Source organism: Mesorhizobium sp. 131-2-1, from assembly GCF_016756535.1.
Classification (GTDB): Bacteria; Pseudomonadota; Alphaproteobacteria; order Rhizobiales; family Rhizobiaceae; genus Mesorhizobium.
Genome location: NZ_AP023247.1, coordinates 2,832,522 through 2,851,234, shown reverse-complemented (window position 1 = coordinate 2,851,234; position 18,713 = coordinate 2,832,522). Strand labels below are relative to the sequence as shown.

The 18,713-nt window shown below is 63.8% G+C and carries 14 protein-coding genes and 1 pseudogene; 2 read left to right on the top strand and 13 right to left on the bottom strand.

What is annotated here, in order from left to right; genetic code table 11:
* Window positions 1–29: 29 nt before the first annotated feature.
* Both JG743_RS13680 and JG743_RS13675 read right to left on the bottom strand, forming a co-directional pair.
* On the bottom strand, window positions 30–1,949 hold the full coding sequence (locus tag JG743_RS13680) for a potassium transporter Kup (RefSeq protein WP_202301044.1): 1,920 nt from the start codon (window positions 1,947–1,949) through the stop codon (window positions 30–32).
* Window positions 1,950–2,052: 103 nt separating this feature from the next.
* Window positions 2,053–2,793 (bottom strand): pyridoxine 5'-phosphate synthase, encoded by a 741-nt coding sequence (locus JG743_RS13675; protein WP_202301042.1) that lies wholly within the window; start codon window positions 2,791–2,793, stop codon window positions 2,053–2,055.
* 142 nt (window positions 2,794–2,935) lie between these two features.
* On the opposite strand from JG743_RS13675, the gene JG743_RS13670 reads away from it, so the two are divergent.
* Entirely contained in the window at window positions 2,936–3,340 is a 405-nt protein-coding gene (locus JG743_RS13670) for an STAS/SEC14 domain-containing protein (protein ID WP_202301040.1), read from the top strand.
* Between the two features lie 12 nt (window positions 3,341–3,352).
* Here the strand turns inward: JG743_RS13670 and JG743_RS13665 are convergent, their stop codons facing one another.
* From JG743_RS13665 to JG743_RS13615, 11 genes and pseudogenes are all read right to left on the bottom strand, one after another.
* Window positions 3,353–4,480, bottom strand: a complete 1,128-nt coding sequence (locus JG743_RS13665; RefSeq protein ID WP_202301030.1) for an ATP-dependent DNA helicase — start codon at window positions 4,478–4,480, stop codon at window positions 3,353–3,355.
* A gap of 168 nt (window positions 4,481–4,648) precedes the next feature.
* A pseudogene (gene fusA, locus JG743_RS13660) lies at window positions 4,649–5,548 on the bottom strand (elongation factor G); the annotation flags it as partial.
* A gap of 79 nt (window positions 5,549–5,627) precedes the next feature.
* Window positions 5,628–5,975, bottom strand: a complete 348-nt coding sequence (locus JG743_RS13655; protein WP_202301026.1) for a nitrile hydratase accessory protein — start codon at window positions 5,973–5,975, stop codon at window positions 5,628–5,630.
* Window positions 5,962–6,621 carry a nitrile hydratase subunit beta gene (nthB, locus tag JG743_RS13650; protein ID WP_202301024.1) on the bottom strand — a complete coding sequence of 220 codons (660 nt, stop codon included), beginning with the start codon at window positions 6,619–6,621 and terminating at the stop codon, window positions 5,962–5,964. The genes JG743_RS13655 and nthB overlap by 14 nt, the downstream gene beginning before the upstream one ends.
* Window positions 6,618–7,223: a nitrile hydratase subunit alpha gene (gene nthA / locus JG743_RS13645; RefSeq protein ID WP_202301022.1), complete on the bottom strand. Its 606-nt coding sequence runs from the start codon at window positions 7,221–7,223 to the stop codon at window positions 6,618–6,620. Before nthA ends, nthB begins: the two co-directional genes overlap by 4 nt.
* 69 nt (window positions 7,224–7,292) lie before the next feature.
* A complete protein-coding gene (locus tag JG743_RS13640; protein WP_202301020.1) occupies window positions 7,293–10,457 on the bottom strand; it encodes an efflux RND transporter permease subunit in 3,165 nt (1,054 codons plus the stop codon).
* Window positions 10,454–11,731 (bottom strand): efflux RND transporter periplasmic adaptor subunit, encoded by a 1,278-nt coding sequence (locus tag JG743_RS13635; protein WP_202301018.1) that lies wholly within the window; start codon window positions 11,729–11,731, stop codon window positions 10,454–10,456. Before JG743_RS13635 ends, JG743_RS13640 begins: the two co-directional genes overlap by 4 nt.
* A gap of 208 nt (window positions 11,732–11,939) precedes the next feature.
* Complete coding sequence (locus JG743_RS13630) at window positions 11,940–12,536, bottom strand: LysE family translocator (protein ID WP_202301016.1); 597 nt, start codon at window positions 12,534–12,536, stop codon at window positions 11,940–11,942.
* 105 nt (window positions 12,537–12,641) lie between these two features.
* Window positions 12,642–13,214 carry an acetolactate synthase small subunit gene (gene ilvN, locus JG743_RS13625; protein ID WP_202301014.1) on the bottom strand — a complete coding sequence of 191 codons (573 nt, stop codon included), beginning with the start codon at window positions 13,212–13,214 and terminating at the stop codon, window positions 12,642–12,644.
* Between the two features lie 81 nt (window positions 13,215–13,295).
* The gene (locus tag JG743_RS13620) at window positions 13,296–15,077 is read right to left on the bottom strand and encodes an acetolactate synthase 3 large subunit (RefSeq protein WP_202301004.1); all 1,782 of its coding nucleotides are present in this window, start codon (window positions 15,075–15,077) and stop codon (window positions 13,296–13,298) included.
* A gap of 305 nt (window positions 15,078–15,382) precedes the next feature.
* Window positions 15,383–16,489, bottom strand: coding sequence for a DUF6600 domain-containing protein (locus tag JG743_RS13615; protein ID WP_244673191.1), 1,107 nt, complete (start codon window positions 16,487–16,489; stop codon window positions 15,383–15,385).
* Between the two features lie 367 nt (window positions 16,490–16,856).
* On the opposite strand from JG743_RS13615, the gene JG743_RS13610 reads away from it, so the two are divergent.
* Window positions 16,857–18,659, top strand: coding sequence for an NAD(P)/FAD-dependent oxidoreductase (locus tag JG743_RS13610; RefSeq protein ID WP_202301000.1), 1,803 nt, complete (start codon window positions 16,857–16,859; stop codon window positions 18,657–18,659).
* The last annotated feature ends 54 nt before the right edge of the window (window positions 18,660–18,713 follow it).

Here is an 18,713-nt window from a genome sequence, read left to right as displayed (position 1 = left end):
TGCCGCGCGGCACGGCCTTTGCGACGCTACTAAATCGCCACCTGCGTGCCGATCTCCACGACCCGGCCCGTGGGAATCTGGAAATACTCTGTCGCATCGGCCGCCGTGCGGGCCAGGCCGATGAACAGCCGATCCTGCCAAAGAGGCATGCCGGAATTGGGCGAGGCCTTGAGAGAGCGCCGCGACAGGAAGAAGGACGTCGTCATGATGTCGAACTTCCAGCCCTGCTTGCGGCAGATGGCAAGCGCGCGCGGAATGTTGGGCTGCTCCATATAGCCGAAGGTCAGCGTCACCCGCATGAACAGCTCGTTGACCGTCTCCATCTTGACGCGGTCGCTGTCGGGCACCACCGGCTGCGGCGCCGTCACCACCGACAGGATGACGTTCTGCTCGTGCAGCACCTTGTAGTGCTTGAGGCTGTGCATCAGCGCGGTCGGCGCGCTCAGCGGATCGCTGGTCAGAAACACGGCCGTGCCGGACACCAGCTGCGGCTTCTTCTTCAACAGATTGCCGGCCAGGAAATCGAGCGGGATCTCGTTGCGGCGCGTCTTGTCGAAGAGATAGCGGCTGCCGCGCACCCAGGTCCACATGGCCATGATGATTGCGAAAGCTACGGCCAACGACGCCCAACCGCCCTCGAACACCTTGACGATGTTGGAGGCGAAAAAGCCGATGTCGATGAAGGCGAACAGCGCCGTCAGGCTGATTGCCAGCCACGACTGCCATTTCCAGATGCGCGACATGACGACGTAGAGCAGCACCGTCGTCACCAGCATGTTGCCGGTCACCGAGATGCCGTAGGCCGAGGCGAGCTTGCTGGATTCGCCGAAGCCGACCACCAAAAGCATCACCACCAGTGCCAGCAGCAGATTGACGCGCGGCATGTAGATCTGCCCGGACTGCTTTTCCGACGTGTGCAGGATCTCGAGTCTGGGCAGCATGTTGAGCTGCACCGCTTGCCTGGTCAGCGAAAAGGCGCCGGAGATCACCGCCTGGCTGGCGATCACGGTCGCAGCGGTCGCCAGCACCACCATCGGGATCAGCGTCCAGCCCTCGTTCATTTCGAAAAATGGATGGCCGACAACGCCGTTCTTCGCCAGCACGAAGGCGCCTTGCCCCGCATAGTTGAGCAGCAGGCATGGAAAAACGATCGCCAGCCAGGCGAGCACGATCGGCTTGCGGCCGAAATGGCCGAGGTCGGCATAGAGCGCCTCGGCGCCTGTGACGGCAAGGAAGATGGCGCCGATGGTGACGAAGGCCACATCGGGCGAATGGATCAGGAAGGCGACGATGTAATGCGGGCTGACCGCCAGCAGTATCTCGGGATCGTCGATGATGTGGTTGAGGCCGGACAGGCCGATCGCCAGGAACCAGACCGCGGTGATCGGGCCGAAGATCAACGCGACACCGCCAGTGCCGAACCGCTGCACCGAAAACAGGATCGCCAAGATGACCAGCGTCAGCGGCACCACATAGGGCTGGAACGCGGGAGTTACGACGTTCATGCCCTCGACCGCCGACAGCACCGAGATCGCCGGCGTAATCACCGCATCGCCGAAAAACAGCGAAGCGCCGACAATGCCGACGCCGAGGATGATTGCCGACCGCGTCGGGAAGCTGCCGCGCGCCAGCGCCATCAGCGACAGCACCCCGCCCTCGCCGCGGTTGTCGGCCCTCAGCACGAACATGATGTATTTGATGGTGACGATGATGGTCAGCGACCAGATGATCAGCGACAGGACGCCGAGAATGTCGCCGCGCTCAGCGACTTCGCCGCCCGACGACGCCACCAGCGCCTCGCGGAACGCGTAGATCGGGCTGGTGCCGATATCGCCATAGACGACACCCAGTGCGCCCAGCATCAGAACCTTGGTGCTGTGCTGCTCGATTTCTGGATGGCTCGATTGGTCGACGGGTTCTGCCTCACTACCAGTGTTGGCAAGGGCCATAAACGACACTCCGATAAACGCGCGGTGCTCTACGCTTGCTGCGATGCAATATCAAGTGCCGTCGCGTAATGGCTCCCATGCCGGCAACGCGAGGCTAGCCTCTCTACCACCCGCAAGCCCCGAGGAACCGCCCCACCGTTCCGGCCATGCCATACTCCAACGCATCGGCTGTCAACCCGTGTCCGATTGACACTTCGGCCAATGCCGGAATGCGCCTGGCCAGCGCCGGCAGATTGTCCACCGTCAGGTCGTGCCCGGCATTGACCTGCAGCCCGGCGGCAAACGCCGCATCGGCGGTTTTTCCCAATCTTTCCAGCTCTTTGGCCGCCTTTGCGGAATCGGAATGGCAACTGCCGTAGGGGCCGGTATAGAGCTCGACACGGTCGGCGCCGGTGTCGCGGGCGGCATTGATGCCACCGGGATCCGAATCGGAGAACAGTGACACGCGAAAGCCCCCCTTCTTCAGCCGCTTGACGATCGGAGTGAGGAACGCCGCGTCGGCGATGAAGTTCCAGCCATGGTCCGACGTCGCCTGGCTCGGATCGTCCGGCACCAAGGTCACCTGGTCAGGCTGGTGCTGTTCCACAAGCGCCAGGAACTCCTCGGTGGGGTGGCCCTCGATGTTGAATTCCGCTTTCGGGAACTCGTCGTCGATCAGCGCCCTGATCTGAGGCAGGTCCGTGCGCCGCGTGTGCCGTTCGTCGGGTCGCGGATGCACGGTCAGCCCATGCGCGCCGGCGGCAAGGGCGATACGCCCGAGCCCGATGACGCTCGGCCACGGCAGGTCGCGGCGGTTGCGCAGCATGGCGATGGCGTTGAGGTTCACGGAGAGCTTGGCGGGCATGGCTTCGGGTCTGGCTCCTTCTGGGCGGCCGAGAGGCAACCCCGGCACGGATCGCGCGCATCTATAGCGTCTTTGGCGGGAACAGACAGAGGGTTTCGGGTGTTCCAGTGGGAGGAACGATGTCCAGCAATGGAATAGCGCCTTGAATTTTCTCGACGCCGTGCCGGCAATCCGCCGTATCGACACCGATCGCGACACGCTGTTCGCCATCGATGTGGTCGGCCATGTCGCGCCAGCCGATGCGGAAAACCTGTTCGGCCTGCTCGAGGCGGCCTATGCGCTTCACCCCAAAATCGACGTTCTGGTGCGCATGGTGGACCACGAAGGCGTCGACTGGGCCAATGTGTTGGATGACACCGTCAAGCAGGGCACGGCCCACGCGCTGGAGCATGTCCGTCGCTGCGCCGCGGTCGGTGAGCCCGACTGGGTGCCTTACGCGCAAGGTTTCTTCGCCGCGCCCCTGCCCTTCGAGTTGCGGCATTTCGAGGCGGAAGACGAGGCAGATGCCTGGCGCTGGCTCGGCGCCAGGCCGATCGGTCGCCGCTGATGCCAAATCGGCCTATCTGACGACGGTCAGCCGCTCCGCCGCCCGCGTGATCGCGGTATAAAGCCAACGCTGGCGCGTTTCCTTGAACGCCCAGCTTTCATCGAACAGCACGACGTCGTTCCACTGCGAGCCCTGCGCCTTGTGCACGGTCAGCGCATAGCCATAGTCGAAGTCGTCGAAACGCTTCTTCTGCTGCCAGGGGATCTCCGCGTCGGGATCCTCGAATGCGGCCTTGAGCAGCTTGATCTTGGCGACACCACGATCCGGATCGTCTTCTTCCGGCGACACCAGGAGATTGATGCCGGGCTTCACCGTCTCGCGCGACGAGGTCATGACCTTCCACAGCGAGCCGTTGAGCAGGCCCTTGGCGGGATCGTTGCGCAGGCAGACCAGCTTGTCGCCGGCCTGCGGGAAGTCGGCGTTGAACCCCTTCAATTCGCGCAGCCGCTGGTTATAGCGCCGGCGCGTGCGGTTGGTGCCGACCAGCACCTGGTCGGCCTTCAGCACCAGCTCCTGGTTGACGTCCTCCTTGCCGATGACCTGCACCGTGCCGTAGTCGCCACGCATGAACTCGCGGCCTTCGCGCACGTCGAGCGCCAGCCGGATGATCGGATTGTCGCGCGCCTGGCGGTGGATCTCGGTGAGCAGCACATCCGGCTCGTGCTCTGTGAAGAAGCCGCCACCCGAAATTGGCGGCAGCTGCGCCGGATCGCCGAGCACCAGGATCGGCGTCCCGAAACTCATGAGGTCGCGGCCGAGCTGCTCGTCGACCATCGAGCATTCGTCGATGACGACCAGCTTGGCGCGCGCGATTGGGCTTTGCCGGTTGAGCGAGAAGGTCGGCGAGATCGAGGTCTTGCCGGTCACCTCGTCCGAGACCGATTCCTCACCCTTCGGCCTGTAGATCAGCGAATGGATGGTACGGGCATTGACTGCGCCCTTGGAGCGCAGCACCTGCGCCGCCTTGCCTGTGAAGGCGGCGAACTGAACCTGGCCGTCGACATGCTCGGCGAAATAGCGCGCCAGCGTCGTCTTACCGGTGCCGGCATAGCCGAACAGCCGGAAGATCTGCGGCCGGCCTTCCTTGAGCCAGCGCGCGACCGCTTTCAGAGCCTCGTCCTGTTGGGGGGAGAATTCCATCGGCTCGACAGACCGGATTCGCGAGGGAAAGACAAGACAGCCGCCACCATATCGACCGCCGCCGGTGGTGAACTCGGCGTCTACGACGGTTCAAATTATCAGGCGCCAACAAGAACGTAAAGGGAACAAATCTTATCGCGTCTCGGCTGGATTCGAACGGCGTGGAGATCAGGCAAGGGCCATCGCGGCCGGCGGGTCGCGATCGTCGGGTGGAAGGGGGACAGGAACGTATCCGGCATAGCTGACACTGACGCGCGCTTGCCCTTTCGAACGCGACCGGAGCGTATCCTCCAGCTTGAACATGTTTGCGAGCGGCACGAGCGCATTGACGACGACTTCCATCCCCCGGGTTTCTTGACTCTCGATCTTGCCGCGACGGCTCTTCAGGTCGCTGGCAATGTCGCGGACATAATCCTCCGGCGTCACCACCTCTACCTTCATGATCGGCTCGAGCAGTCGCACGCCAAGTTTGGGCGCTGCTTCCCTGAAGCAGGCGCGACTGGCGATCTCGAAAGCAGAAGCCGAAGAGTCGGTTTCGTGACAGGCGCCGTCCACCAAGGTCGCCTTGACGCCTATCATTGGGAAGCCTGCAAACGGCCCCGCCGACAATACGCTGCGCAGCCCCTTTTCGACCCCCGCCACGTATTGGTTCGGAACCGCGTCACCGACAATCCTGGATGTGAAAACGAAGTCAGCGTTGTACGAGTCCGGCTCGAACACAATCTTAACGCGGGCGAACTGTCCCTTGCCGCCGAATATGCTCTTGTGCGTGTAGTCCTGTTCGCGGGTGTGGGTGATCGTCTCGCGATAGGCCACCTGCGGAGCACCGACATTCACGCCGATCTCAAACTCGTCGATCACGCGGCCGACCACGATCTCCAGGTGGCGTTCGTCCCTGCCGCCGATGATTATCTGGCCGGATTCCTCGTCCTGTGTAATGCGCAGTTCGGGACCTTCGTCCGCAAGTCCGGACAAGGCGACAAGCAGCTTCTCTTGATCGACCCTCCTCTTTGGCTCGATCGCAATTTGCAGCAAAGGCCATGGCGCGGCGGACTTTTCCATCATGACCATATGGTTGCAGGTCGACGAGACGTCTGCAACCGGTAGTCGGCCAAATCCAAGCCGGGTCTGGCTGGTCGCCATCACCCTAAGGGATCGACCCAGGATCGTTCTCCAGCAGGATCGGCTTGCCGTGAGGGGTGGCATGTGCCGCGCGCTCCCAGGCCGCGGCAAGCGCATCGACATCGTTCTTGCCGGCGACGCCCTTGGCCGACAGCAGGCTTTCCAGGGCCGCCAGCCAGTGCTCGTAATAGTCGTGGCCGTCGCTTGCGGCATCCGGCCTCTTCACTTCGGCGGCCAGGGCATCCGCCCATTCGCTCCAGGAAAACAGCCCCTTGTCGTGCAGCGCCACCGTCATGGCGAAGGCCTCGGCCTGCCACGGCTCGGCGAAGACCGGCTCGTCGAAGCCCGCCGGCAGGTCTTCACGCCGGCTCAAGATAGCTTTCCCAGGCGTCGATCGACACGGTGAGCATCGGGTCGGCGCCTTCGCCCCAGATCTCCGTGCCGTCGAAGACCACCGTATAGACCCATTGCGGGTTCTCGCCTCGCCCATGCGCATTGCTGTCGGGAAAGACGAAGTTGTCGCGCACCGCCTCGACGGTGCCTTGCTTGCCGCGCGCATAGCGTGGCAGCCGCGTGTGGCCGGTCGGGTTGAAATTCTTCGTTTGCACCCGTTCGCCGGCCTTGAAGCGCGCCGGCGTGGCGATCGGCCGGTTGCAAGGCCCGCCCTTGGCCAGCGCCGCCGGCACGTTCTCCGCCTTCAGCACCCTCTTGGGAGTCGCTGCCGGATCGACCGCCTTGCCCGCCTTGAGATCGCTCTCCGTAACGAAGCCGTGGCGCTTCAGGAGCACTTCCAGCGCCTTGATCCAGATCTGGTAGTAGCTCGACGAATAGTAGTCGGCCGGATGCAGCGATTCCCGCGCGTGCCGGCTCTCGTCGATATTCCAGGCGCCCATGGCGCCGGCGGTCAGCGTGACGCCCAGCGCCCGCCTCTCCCAGGCGGCATGGAAATAGGGCTCGTCCTTCTCGGGCGCGACCGGCCCGAACCCCATCTGCCCGCCGAGATCTTGCGGTCCGTTCATTCGGGCTCCCTCGCCAGCGCAGTGCCGATCATCGCATCGCGGCTAACCAGCCCGGCGAGTTGTTCCTCGCTCCAGCCATCGGTGCCCTTCGGCCGCATCGGCACGACGAGGTAGCGCAGCTCGGCGGTCGAATCCCAGACGCGGATCTTCTTGTCGGTGGGTAAGGTCAGGCCGAATTCCGCCAGCACGCCGCGCGGATCGATCACCGCCCGCGAGCGGTAGGGCGGCGCCTTGTACCAGACCGGCGGCAGGCCGAGCACCGACCACGGGTAGCAGGAGCAAAGCGTGCAGACGACGAGATTGTGCGTGTCCTCGCTGTTGAAGACGGCCTGCATGTGCTCGCCCTGGCGGCCGGTGTAGCCCAGCGATTCGATCGCCGCCGTCGCATTGCGCTTCAGCCAGTCGGCATAGGCTGGGTCGGTCCAGGCCTTCGCCACCACCCTGGCGCCGTTGCGCGGCCCGATCTTGGTTTCGTAGGTGTCGACGATGACGTCGATCGCGGCCGGATCGATCAGGCCTTTCTCGGTCAGGATCGTCTCCAGCGCGCGCACGCGCGCCGCAAACGGATCGAGCTCGTTGTCATGGTCATGATCATGGGACATGACCCCAGACTAGAATCGCTGGCATGTGGCCGCAAGCATGACGGCTTGGGCCAGAAAGCTGAGGTCGAACTATTCGGCCGCGGCATTCTGGAGCTGGATAATTCGACCTTCCTCCGGATCGAACAGCGAGGGCTGCTCCGCGGGCTCGTCTGTCCGCGGCGACGGCCGGCTTTTCTTCGAGGAGAAGCCGAGCAGCCAGCCCGAGAAATTCTCGAAATAGACGTAGATCACCGGCGTCACGAAAAGCGTCAGCGCCTGCGAGGCGAGCAGGCCGCCGACCACAGCAACGCCGAGTGGCTGGCGCAGTTCGGCGCTGGCGCCAGTGCCGAGCGCGATCGGGAACGTGCCCATGAGAGCCGCCAGCGTCGTCATCATGATCGGCCGGAAACGCATCAGGCAGGCCTTGTGGATGGACTCTTTGGCGGACATGCCCTGTCGCCGAAGCTCCAGCGCCACGTCGACCATCATGATGCCGTTCTTCTTGACGATGCCGATCAGCATCAGGATGCCGATCACCGCGATCACCGAAAGGTCCATGCCCGCAAACCGCAGCGCCAGCACCGCGCCGAGTACCGCCGACGGCAGGCCGGTGAGGATGGTGAGCGGATGGATGAAGCTCTCATAGAGCATGCCGAGCACGATATAGATGGTCAGGATCGCGCCGCCGATCAGCAGGCCCTGGTTGGCGAGCGAATCCTGGAAGGTCTTGGCGGTGCCGGCAAAGCTGGTGCCGATCGTTGTCGGCATGCCGATCTGCTCCTTCAACTGGTCGATGCGGGTCACGCTGTCGCCCAGCGCCACGCCTTGCGGCAGGTTGTAGGAGATCGTCACCGCCGGAAGCTGGCCGAGCTGGTTGACGGTGAGCGCGCCGGCCGTGCGGTCGACATGGGCGAACGCGCCGAGCGGCACCAGGCTGCCGCTCGCCGTCCTCACCTGGATGGCGAGCATACGCTCCGGCGACCATTCGATCTTCGGGTCGAGCTCGGTGATGACCGCGTAGCTGTCAGCCGAGCCGAAGATCGTCGAGACCTGGTCGGTGCCGAAACCGCCATAGAGGGCGGAGCGCAGCGTATCGGTATCGATGCCGAGCTGGGCGGCCTTGTCGCGGTCCACCACCAGCGACGCCTGCAGGGCATTGTTCTGCAGGTCGCTGGTGACATCGGTGAAAAACGTGTGGTCGGCCGCCATCGCGTCGTTCAGCTTCTGTGCCCAGATATCGGTCTGGCCGGTATCGAGGCCCTGAACCACGAGCTGGTAGGCGCTGGCCGACGACCGGGAACCCAGCCTGAGGTTCTGCACCGGCTGCATATAGGTCTCGATGCCGGCCACGCCACCCAGTTGCTTGCGCAGATCGGAGAGCACCTTGTCGATGTCTGGGCGCTTGTCCTTGTCCTTGAGCTGCACGAACAGCTGGCCCTGGTTGAGCGCGTTGTTGCCGCTGCCCGCCGACCAGGCCACATGATCGACATAAGGCGAATGCGAGAAGACGCTGGCCACCTGGCCCTGCAGCTTCGCCATGGCGTCGAACGAAATGTCCTGGCGGGCGATCGTCGTCACCGATATCTGGCCGATATCCTCCTGCGGGAAGAAGCCTTTTGGCGAGACCTGGATCAGCCAGACCGACGCTGCCGCGGTTCCAATGAAGACGAGGAACACCAGGAAAGTGTGGCGCAGGCAGAAGCTCAGCAGCCAGTCGTAGCCGCGCGTGACGAAGTCATGCCTGTGGCCGTCCCCGTGGGCTTCCCTGTCCGCCTTCGAGACCGAAAGCAGCCGCGAGCACAGCATCGGCGTCAGCGTCAGCGAGACGAACATTGACGCCAGGATGGCGACAGTCACGACGACCGCGAACTCGTTGAAGATGCGACCGATGACGCCGCCCATCAGAAGCACCGGGATGAACACCGCCACCAGCGAGATCGAGATCGAGATGATGGTGAAGCCGATTTCGCGCGCGCCCTTCAGTGACGCGTCGAAGGCCGAGAGCCCGTCTTCCTCCATATGCCGGAAGATGTTTTCCAGCATGACGATGGCGTCGTCGACGACCAGGCCGACGGCGAGTGTCAGCCCCATCAGCGAGATGTTGTCGATGGAAAAGCCGAACAGGAACATCGCGCCGAGCGTCGCGATCAGCGAGATCGGCACGGCAACGGCCGGGATGATCGTCGCCGTGATGCGGCGCAGGAAGACGAAGATCACCATCACCACCAGCGCGATGGTCAAAAGCAGGGTGAACTGCACGTCATCGACGGCCTGGCGGATGGAAGTCGACCGGTCGTTGAGCAGCTTGATCGAGGCGGCCGCCGGCATCTGGTCCTGGAAGGATGGCAACATCGCCTTGACCTTGTCGACGACGTCGACCGTGTTGGCGTCCGGCTGGCGCTGCACGGCCATGATGATCGCGCGGGTGCCGTCATACCAGCTCGCTGTCGTCGTGGTCTGAACCGAATCGACGACGCGGGTCACATCGCCCAGCCGTACCGGGTGACCGTCCTTGGTGGCGATGATGAGATTCGCAAAACCCGCCGCGTCGGTCAGCTGGGTATTGGCGGTGATGGTCAGTTGCTGCTTGTCATTCTGCAGCACGCCAAGCGGCGTGTTGCTGTTGGCCGAGGCGACCGCCGTTTGCAACTGGTCGATCGAAATGCCGCGCGCGGCGAGCGCGGTCGGATCGATTTGGATGCGCACGGCGTATTTCTGCTGGCCGAAGATCGAGACCTGCGCCACGCCGTCGATGGTCGACAGCGACGGCGAAATGACGTTCTCGGCGAAGGCATCGAGATCGGTCATTGGAACCGTGTCGCTGACCAGCGACATCAAAAGGATCGGCGCGTCGGCCGGATTGACCTTGCGATAGCTCGGCGGCGCCGTCATCTCGGGCGGCAACGATCTTTGCGTGCGCGCGATCGCTGCTTGAACGTCGGCTGCAGCGGCGTCGATGTCGCGGTTGAGCACGAACTGGATGGCGATCGAGGTCTGGCCGAGCGAGTTGGTGGTCGAGATGGAATCGATGCCCGCGATCGTCGCGAACTGTTTGATCAGCGGCGTCGCGACGGATGTGGCCATGGTCTCCGGCGAGGCGCCGGCCAGTTGGGCGGAGACGTTGACCACCGGAAATTCGGCGCTGGGCAGCGCCGCGACCGGCAGGAACTTGTAGGCGAACAGCCCGCCCAGCACGAGAGCGAACGACATCAGAAGGGTGGCGACGGGCCTGCGGATGCAGAATTCGGAGATCATTGGCTGGCCCCGCCCGCCTTGCCGGCTTCCGCGACCTTGGGTGCGCCCTGGCCGCCGCCATTGCTGGACGCCTTGCCCTCATGCACGGCCGCGCCGTCCTTCAGTCTGGTCTGGCCCTCGACGACCACCTTCTCACCACCCTTGAGGCCCTGGCTGATGGCGCTGTTATCACCCTCGGTCAGCGCCACCTGGACGGGGCGCATCTCCACCGTATTGTCCGGCTTGATAACGTAGACGAACGGCCCCTTCTGGCTGGGCTGCACCGCGACCGTCGGAACCGAGGTCATTTGCGGCATCGTGCCGGCGTCGAGCACGACGTTCACATATTGCCCGGGCCACAGTGAAAGATCCGGGTTGGGAATGCTCGCGCGAGTGGCGATGGTGCCCGAGGCGGTGTCGACGCTGGAATCGACGAAGTCGAGCGTGCCCTTGCCGATCGGCGTCGGATCGCCGTCCTTGGTCAGCGTCACGTCGCCTTGCTGCGGGTCGGCCAGTGCCTTGTGCAGCAGGGCTAGGTTGCTCTCCGGCAGGGTGAAATTCACCTGCAGCGGATCCATCTGCGTGATCGTCACCAGCGGGGTCGAGCTGCTGCTGTTGCCGTTGCTGGTGGTGACGAGATCGCCGACCGAGACATTGACGGCGCCCAGCCTGCCCGAGATCGGCGCCGAGATCGTCGCGTAGCTCAACTGCACGGTGTCGGCGTCGATGGTGGCCTTGTCCGCGTCGATGGTTGCGGCAGCCGCCTTTTGCGCGGCCAGCGCCTGATCGTAGGTCTGCTGCGTTCCGGCCTGCTTGGCGACAAGGTCCTTGGCGCGCTGCAGGTCGGCTTGCGCGCTGACCAGCATGGCCTGGTCCTTGACGAGCGTCGCCTGATCCTTGGCGAGCTGCGCCTTGAGCGAGCGATCATCGAGCGAGAACAGCAGGTCGCCGGCCTTGACCATCTGCCCGTCCTTGACCGCGATCGATACGATCTGACTGGAGACCCGGGCATTGATGCTGACCACCGCGGGCGAAGAGACGAAGCCGATGGCATAGCGGCGGATCGGGAAATCGGCGGTGGTGGCGGTCGCCGAGACGATCGAGGCCGAATGCGCGCCAGCGCCGCCGCCCTTTGCATTGTCCGGTGCCTTGGCCGTCTTGTCCGCGCCACCCTTGGCGGCCTGCTGGCCCGAAATCAGCTGCTGGACCTTCCCCAGCACCGTCGGCGAAAGGTAGAGACCGGCCGCCGCGACGCAGGCCAACGCAATCAGCGCAAAGACGACTTTTCCGCGCATCGACAACCAGCCCTCTCACCCGACACGCCGAACCCGGTGGTCTATTTCAGCTCGATCCACGGCGCCTTGCCGCGGATTTCGCCGAAATAGATAGGACAAGGCTTTGGCGGAAAAGGGCCAAAACACGGCATTACGAAGATTTAATGTGCAGTGCACAATCGCTGTGCAGTCGGCTTTCCGATGCGACGAAGTAACCGCTGCCCGTGCCTCAGCGCAGCATCGGCCACAAGGTCGCCGCCAGCAAAAGACCCATGGCGATGTTGAACCATTTCAGCCGCACGGGATCCGACAGGAAGCCACGCAGGGCCGTGCCGAAGCCCGCCCACACCGAGACGCTGGGCAGGTTGACGATGGTGAAGGCGATCGAGATCAGCAGAACCGAGATGAACGGGTGGTCTGGATTGGTGTAGACGGCCATCGCGGTGATCGCCATCACCCACGCCTTCGGGTTCACCCACTGGAATGCGGCGGCATCGATGAAGCGCATCGGCTTCGCTTCCGCCGCGCCTTTGTCGCCCATCGAGCGCGACATGGCGATCTTCCAGGCGAGGTAGAGCAGGTAGACGGCACCCGCTATTTTCAGCGCCGTGTGCAACGCCGGAAACGCCGTCAGCACCGCGCCCAGCCCGAAGCCGACGGCCAACAGCAGGACCAGAAAGCCGATGCTGATGCCCAGCATATGCGGCACCGTCCGGACAATGCCGAAATTGACCCCTGATGCCAGCAGCATGAGGTTGTTCGGTCCCGGTGTGATCGAAGTCACGAGGGCATAGACCAAAAGGGCAAGGAATGCGTCGAGGGACATGATATCCTCCCAGAAACGTCAGTCTTATTGTCCTTTTTTAGCAGGCGCGCAAAAGCCACCGACCGGCGACTGCCGGACCAGAGAGAAAGATGAAACGGTGCGAGCTCACATGCCCTGCGGGCCGCGGTTCATCGCCGCCACGCCGGTGCGGCAGATCTCGACCAGGCCGAGCGGCTTCATGATGGCGATGAACTGGTCGAGCTTGGTGCCCTTGCCGGTGATCTCGAAGATGAAGTGCTCGGTGTTGGCGTCGATGACGCTGGCGCGGAAGGCGTCGGCCAGCCTGAGCGCCTCGACCCGGCTGTCGCCGGTGCCGGCGACCTTGACCAGCGCCAGTTCGCGCTCGAGCGGCCGCTCCTGGCCGAGTTCGTGCGCGCGCACGGTGAGGTCGACCACGCGATGCACCGGCACGATGCGCTCGAGCTGGTGCTTGATCTGCTCCAGCACATGCGGCGTGCCGCGCGTCACGATGGTGATGCGCGACAGATGCTTCTCATGCTCCGTCTCGGAGACGGTAAGGCTCTCGATGTTGTAGCCGCGCCCGGAGAACAGGCCGATGACCCGGGCAAGCACGCCCGGCTCGTTGTCGACCAGCACGGAGAGCGTGTGGTTTTCCGGCTTTTCCGTTTCCTTGGCGATGAAATAGGCGGAGCCGGTCGGTTGCAGCTGTGCGTTCATGGGATGAATCTCGATTTCAACTCTTGGATCTAATTCTCTGTTTGCGCACGGCTTCTTCCGACGCCCTGCCTGGCCCGCCGGCTACACCAGTTCCCTGCCCTTGGCGTCGATGGCGTTGGCCACTGCTTCGTCGGTCGCCTCGTCGGGCAACAGCATCTCGTTATGCGCCTTGCCTGACGGGATCATCGGGAAGCAGTTGGCGAGCGTCGCGACGCGGCAGTCGAACAGCACCGGCTTCTTCACCGAGATCATTTCCTTGATCGCGTCGTCCAGCTCGTCCGGCTTGTCGCAGCGGATGCCGTGGCCGCCATAGGCTTCCGCCAGCTTGACGAAATCGGGCATCGCCTCGGTGTAGGAATGCGACAGCCGATTGCCGTGCAGCAGCTGCTGCCACTGCCTGACCATGCCCATGTACTGGTTGTTGAGGATGAAGATCTTGATCGGCGCATTGTACTGCACCGCCGTGCTCATCTCCTGCATCGTCATCTGCACCGAGGCATCGCCGGCGATGTCGACGACAAGCGCGTTGGGATGCGCGATCTGCACGCCGAGCGCCGCCGGCAGTCCGTAGCCCATCGTGCCGAGCCCGCCCGACGTCATCCAGCGGTTTGGCTTTTCGAAATGGTAGTGCTGCGCCGCCCACATCTGGTGCTGGCCGACCTCGGTGGTGATGTAGGTGTCCATGTCCTTGGTCAGCGCATAGAGCCGCTGGATGGCGTATTGCGGCATGATCACGTCGGCGTTCGGCTTGTAGGCCAATGAGTCACGCGCCCGCCATTTGGCGATCTGCTCCCACCACGGATAGAGCGCCTTCTTGTCGGCCTTGGCGGTCGCCCGCCACAACCGCACCAGGTCCTCCAGCACGCGGCCGACATCGCCGAGGATCGGCACGTCGGCGCGGACATTCTTGTTGATCGAGGACGGATCGATGTCGATGTGGATCTTCTTCGAGTTCGGCGAGAAGGCGGTCAGCCGCCCGGTGATACGGTCGTCGAAGCGCGCGCCGATGCAGATCATCACGTCGCAATCATGCATGGCCATGTTGGCTTCGTAGGTGCCGTGCATGCCGAGCATGCCCACCCAGTTCTTGCCCGAGGCCGGATAGGCGCCGAGCCCCATCAGCGTCGAGGTGATGGGGAAGCCGGTGAGATCGACCAGCTCGCGCAGCAGATGGCTCGCCTCCGGGCCGGAATTGATGACGCCGCCGCCCGAATAGATGATCGGCTTCTTTGCGCTCGCCATCAGCTCGACCGCCGCCTTGACCTTTTCCAGGTCGCCCTGGACCTTCGGCTGGTAGCTGGTGCGCGGCGCCGTCTGCGGCGGCACATAGACGCCCTTGGCGAATTGAACGTCCTTCGGAATGTCGACGACCACCGGGCCGGGACGCCCCGTGGTCGCGACATGGAAGGCTTCGTGGATGGTGGCGGCGAGCTCGTTGACGTCCTTCACCAGCCAGTTGTGCTTGGTGCAGGGCCGCGTGATGCCGACGGTGTCGCATTCCTGGAAGGCGTCGGAGCCGATCAGCGAGGTCGGCACCTGGCCGGTCAGGCAGACCAGCGGGATCGAATCCATCAGCGCGTCCTGCAGCGGCGTCACCGCATTGGTGGCGCCGGGGCCGGACGTGACCAGCAAAACGCCGGCCTTGCCGGTCGAGCGCGCATAGCCTTCCGCCGCATGGCCGGCGCCCTGCTCGTGCCTGACCAGGATGTGCTCGACCTCGTCCTGCTGGAATATCTCGTCATAGATCGGAAGGACCGCGCCGCCCGGATAGCCGAAGACGTGCTTGACGCCGTTGTCCTTCAGCGCCTGCACCACCATCTCGGCGCCCGTCATTTCGCGCCGCTCGTTTCGCTCGTTGCTCATCGGTCTGGTCCCGTACTGTCCGCCGTCTGGCGATTGCTGGTCGTTTAGTTGGATTTTGGGCAATAAAAAAGGCCCCCGAGGGAGCCTGTGTGTGCGCATGGGAGGTTTTCGCCCGGCGGTTACACCGCCTTGCCCACGCGCTTTCCTACGAGAATGAGTGCCGTTTTCATGGTGGCGGACAGTAGAGGCGGGAAACCCGGCCTGTCAACGGGGAAAATGATCCAGACTGAGGATGCGGCGCGCATGCCAGCCGGGAGCCAGCCTCGGTTTGCCTCTGTCGATTTGCAGAGCCGACGTATCGGCAATCAGCCCGGCGGCTTGCAATGCTGACTATGCGGATCGCATTTCAGTACCTTCCTGGCCTCAACCGCCATAGGCGGGTGATGCGGCGCGACCTTCTCCGGACCGCGATGCGGCGTATGCATCACCATCATTTGCTGATGATTGGGAGGCGCATGGGCGAAACGTTGTTGCGGCAGCACCTCTGCGGGTTTCGACCGCACATAGACACGCTTCCCGCCGGGGACCATCTGGGTCTGCAGCGTCTCGACGCCGTTGCCGGCGATCACCCCCTTGCGCTTCTTGTTGTTCGGATTGGAGGCATCCTCGGCAATCGATCCGGCCGGCGAAATCGTCCTCACGCCCGGCAACTTTTTCGGCCCATGGCCCACGACGACAGGCATGTTCGCGATTGCTGGCGCCGCACCTTGCGTCGGCAAGGCGGCGTTGCCGGCCAGCATCTTGACCGCCTCGCCCTGCGATGGATCGAGCCGGGCCTCGGCAAAGTCGCCCTTGCGCGGCGGGACGATCTTCGCCGCCTTGATCGACGTCACGACCGCCTTGGGAAGCTGCGGCAGGCGCGGCCCTGCGTTGATCGCGACCACCTGGTTGCCGAGCCGCGCCCGCGGCGCGTTGTTCACGACCACGGTCTGGTTGATGATGGTCGTGTTGCGGATGATGGTGACGTTTTCCCTGACGGGCCGCACGACGGTGACGAGATCGGCCGCGCCGATTGCCGCCACCGGCGCGAAGCACCACCAATCCTCGTCGAACGCGACATCTGCAACACGCGGCGGCGCCGGTGCCCAGCCGATGTCATCGCCGCCCTGGCGCCACACCACCCAGGCCGGAGCCCATTCGTAGCCGGCGAGCCAGACCCAGCCGAATTCAGAATCATACGCCCAGCGCCCATAGTGGAAGACGATGTCGCCGAACGGCTCGGCCGACTCCCAGTACCAGCCCTCGTCGGTCCAGACCCATCTGCCCTCGGTGTAGGGTCGCCACTCGGACCGGACGGACGGCACCCACACTTCGCCGAAGCGGCTGGAAGTGCGCCATCCGCCGTAAGTCGCGAGCCGCTCGCGGACGGTCACGGAAACCACGGCCGCATGCGCGCCCAGGTAGGACGGCACCGCCAACGGGGCAGCGATGGTCGCGCCCAAAGCCAAGGTGACCGCGACGGCCGCCGCCAGCCCGCGCCGGGCGAGTGGATGGATCGGGCTTGCCTGCATGATGCGCTCCAAAGTTCTGCATCCCGTTCGCCCCCGTGACCGTTGTCGTCAGCCGCGATGGCCGCAATACGGCAATAGCCGATCACGATTGCGCGACCGATGGAGCGTCGCGCCATGTTCCCCCTTTTCGGTTCAAACCATTGAAAACACGCCAAACTATTGGAGGGCATGACGCGAGAACAGTTTTGCCGAAATACTTGCGCATGCCGGACTGGGCGATCCGGCCCTAGCGCTCGACCAAGAAGCGATCCCAAGACCGGAGGAACTGATGCTCGACAAGGCCCCGAACAAGAAGCTTTCCGACCTGCTCGACCAGTTTGGCGCAGCACTTGCCGCCGGCGATATCGACAGGGCCGTCGCCTGCTTCCAGGAGGACTGCTACTGGCGCGATCTCGTCGCCTTCACCTGGAACATCAAGACGATGGAAGGCCGCGACCAGGTGCGCGACATGCTGGTGAGTCAGTTGGCGAAGACCAAACCTTCGAACTGGGCGATCGCCGACGGCGAGGATGCCAGCGAGAACGGCGGGGTGCTGGAAGGTTGGATCCGCTTCGAGACGGCGGTGGCGCGCGGCTTCGGCCACATCAGGCTGAAGGACGGCAAGATCTGGACATTGCTCACCACCATGGTGGAGTTGAAGGGCCACGAGGAGCCCGCCGGCTTCGCCAGGCCGCTGGGCGCCAAGCACGGCCATGGCAAGAACCGTCCGACCTGGAAGGAGGAGCGCGAGAAGGAAGCGGCCGAACTCGGTTTCAAGACGCAGCCGCATACGCTCATCATCGGCGGCGGCCAGGGCGGCATCGCGCTCGGCGCACGGTTGCGCCAGCTCGGCGTGCCCACCATCATCGTCGAGAAGAACGAACGTGCCGGCGACAGCTGGCGCAAGCGCTACAAGTCGCTCTGCCTGCACGACCCGGTCTGGTACGACCATCTGCCCTATATTGATTTTCCCAGGAATTGGCCGGTCTTCTCGCCCAAGGACAAGATCGGCGACTGGCTGGAAATGTACACCAAGGTCATGGAGCTGAATTACTGGTCCTCGACCGAGGCCAGGAGCGCCTCCTATGACGACAAGAAGAAGGAATGGACCGTCGTCGTCCGCCGCGACGGCAAGGACATCACACTAAGGCCGAAGCAGCTGGTGCTGGCGACCGGCATGTCCAGCAAGGCCAACATGCCGGCCTTCAAGGGCATGGAGAGCTTCAAGGGCGATCGGCACCATTCCTCGAAGCATCCCGGCCCCGATGCCTATGCCGGCAAGAAGGCCGTGGTCATCGGCTCGAACAATTCGGCCCACGATATCGCCGCGGCACTTTGGGAAGCCGGCGCCGACGTCACCATGGTGCAGCGCTCGACCACCCATATCTCCAGATCCGACACGCTGATGGAGATAGGCCTGGGTTCGCTCTACTCCGAAAAGGCCGTCCAGAGCGGCATGACGACAGCCAAGGCGGATCTGATATTTGCGTCCTTGCCCTACAAGATCCTGCACGAATTCCAGATCCCGGCTTACGCCGAGATGAAGAAGCGCGATGCCGCCTTCTACAAGGGCCTGGAAAAGGCCGGCTTCATGCTGGACTGGGGCGACGACGAGTCCGGCCTGTTCATGAAATATCTCAGGCGCGGTTCCGGCTACTACATCGACGTGGGCGCGTCCGACCTGATCATCGACGGATCGATCAAGCTGAAAAGCGGCGTCGAGGTGAAGGAGATCAGGGAGCATTCGATCCTGTTCTCCGACGGCTCGGAATTGCCGGCCGACCTCATCGTCTACGCCACCGGCTACGGCTCGATGAATGGCTGGGCGGCCGACCTGATCTCCCGGGAAGTCGCCGACAAGGTCGGCAAATGCTGGGGTCTCGGCTCCAACACCACCAAGGATCCCGGCCCTTGGAAAGGCGAGCTGCGCAACATGTGGAAGCCGACGCAGCAGGAGGCGCTCTGGTTCCACGGCGGCAACCTGCATCAGTCACGCCACTATTCGCAGTTCCTGTCGCTGCAGTTGAAGGCACGGCTCGAAGGCATCCCGACGCCGGTCTACGGGCTTCAGCAGGTTCATCACAAGGGATAGGCCTGCCGCTACGCCACAACAGGAGGTGCGGCCACGCCGTACCTCCCGCCTGTA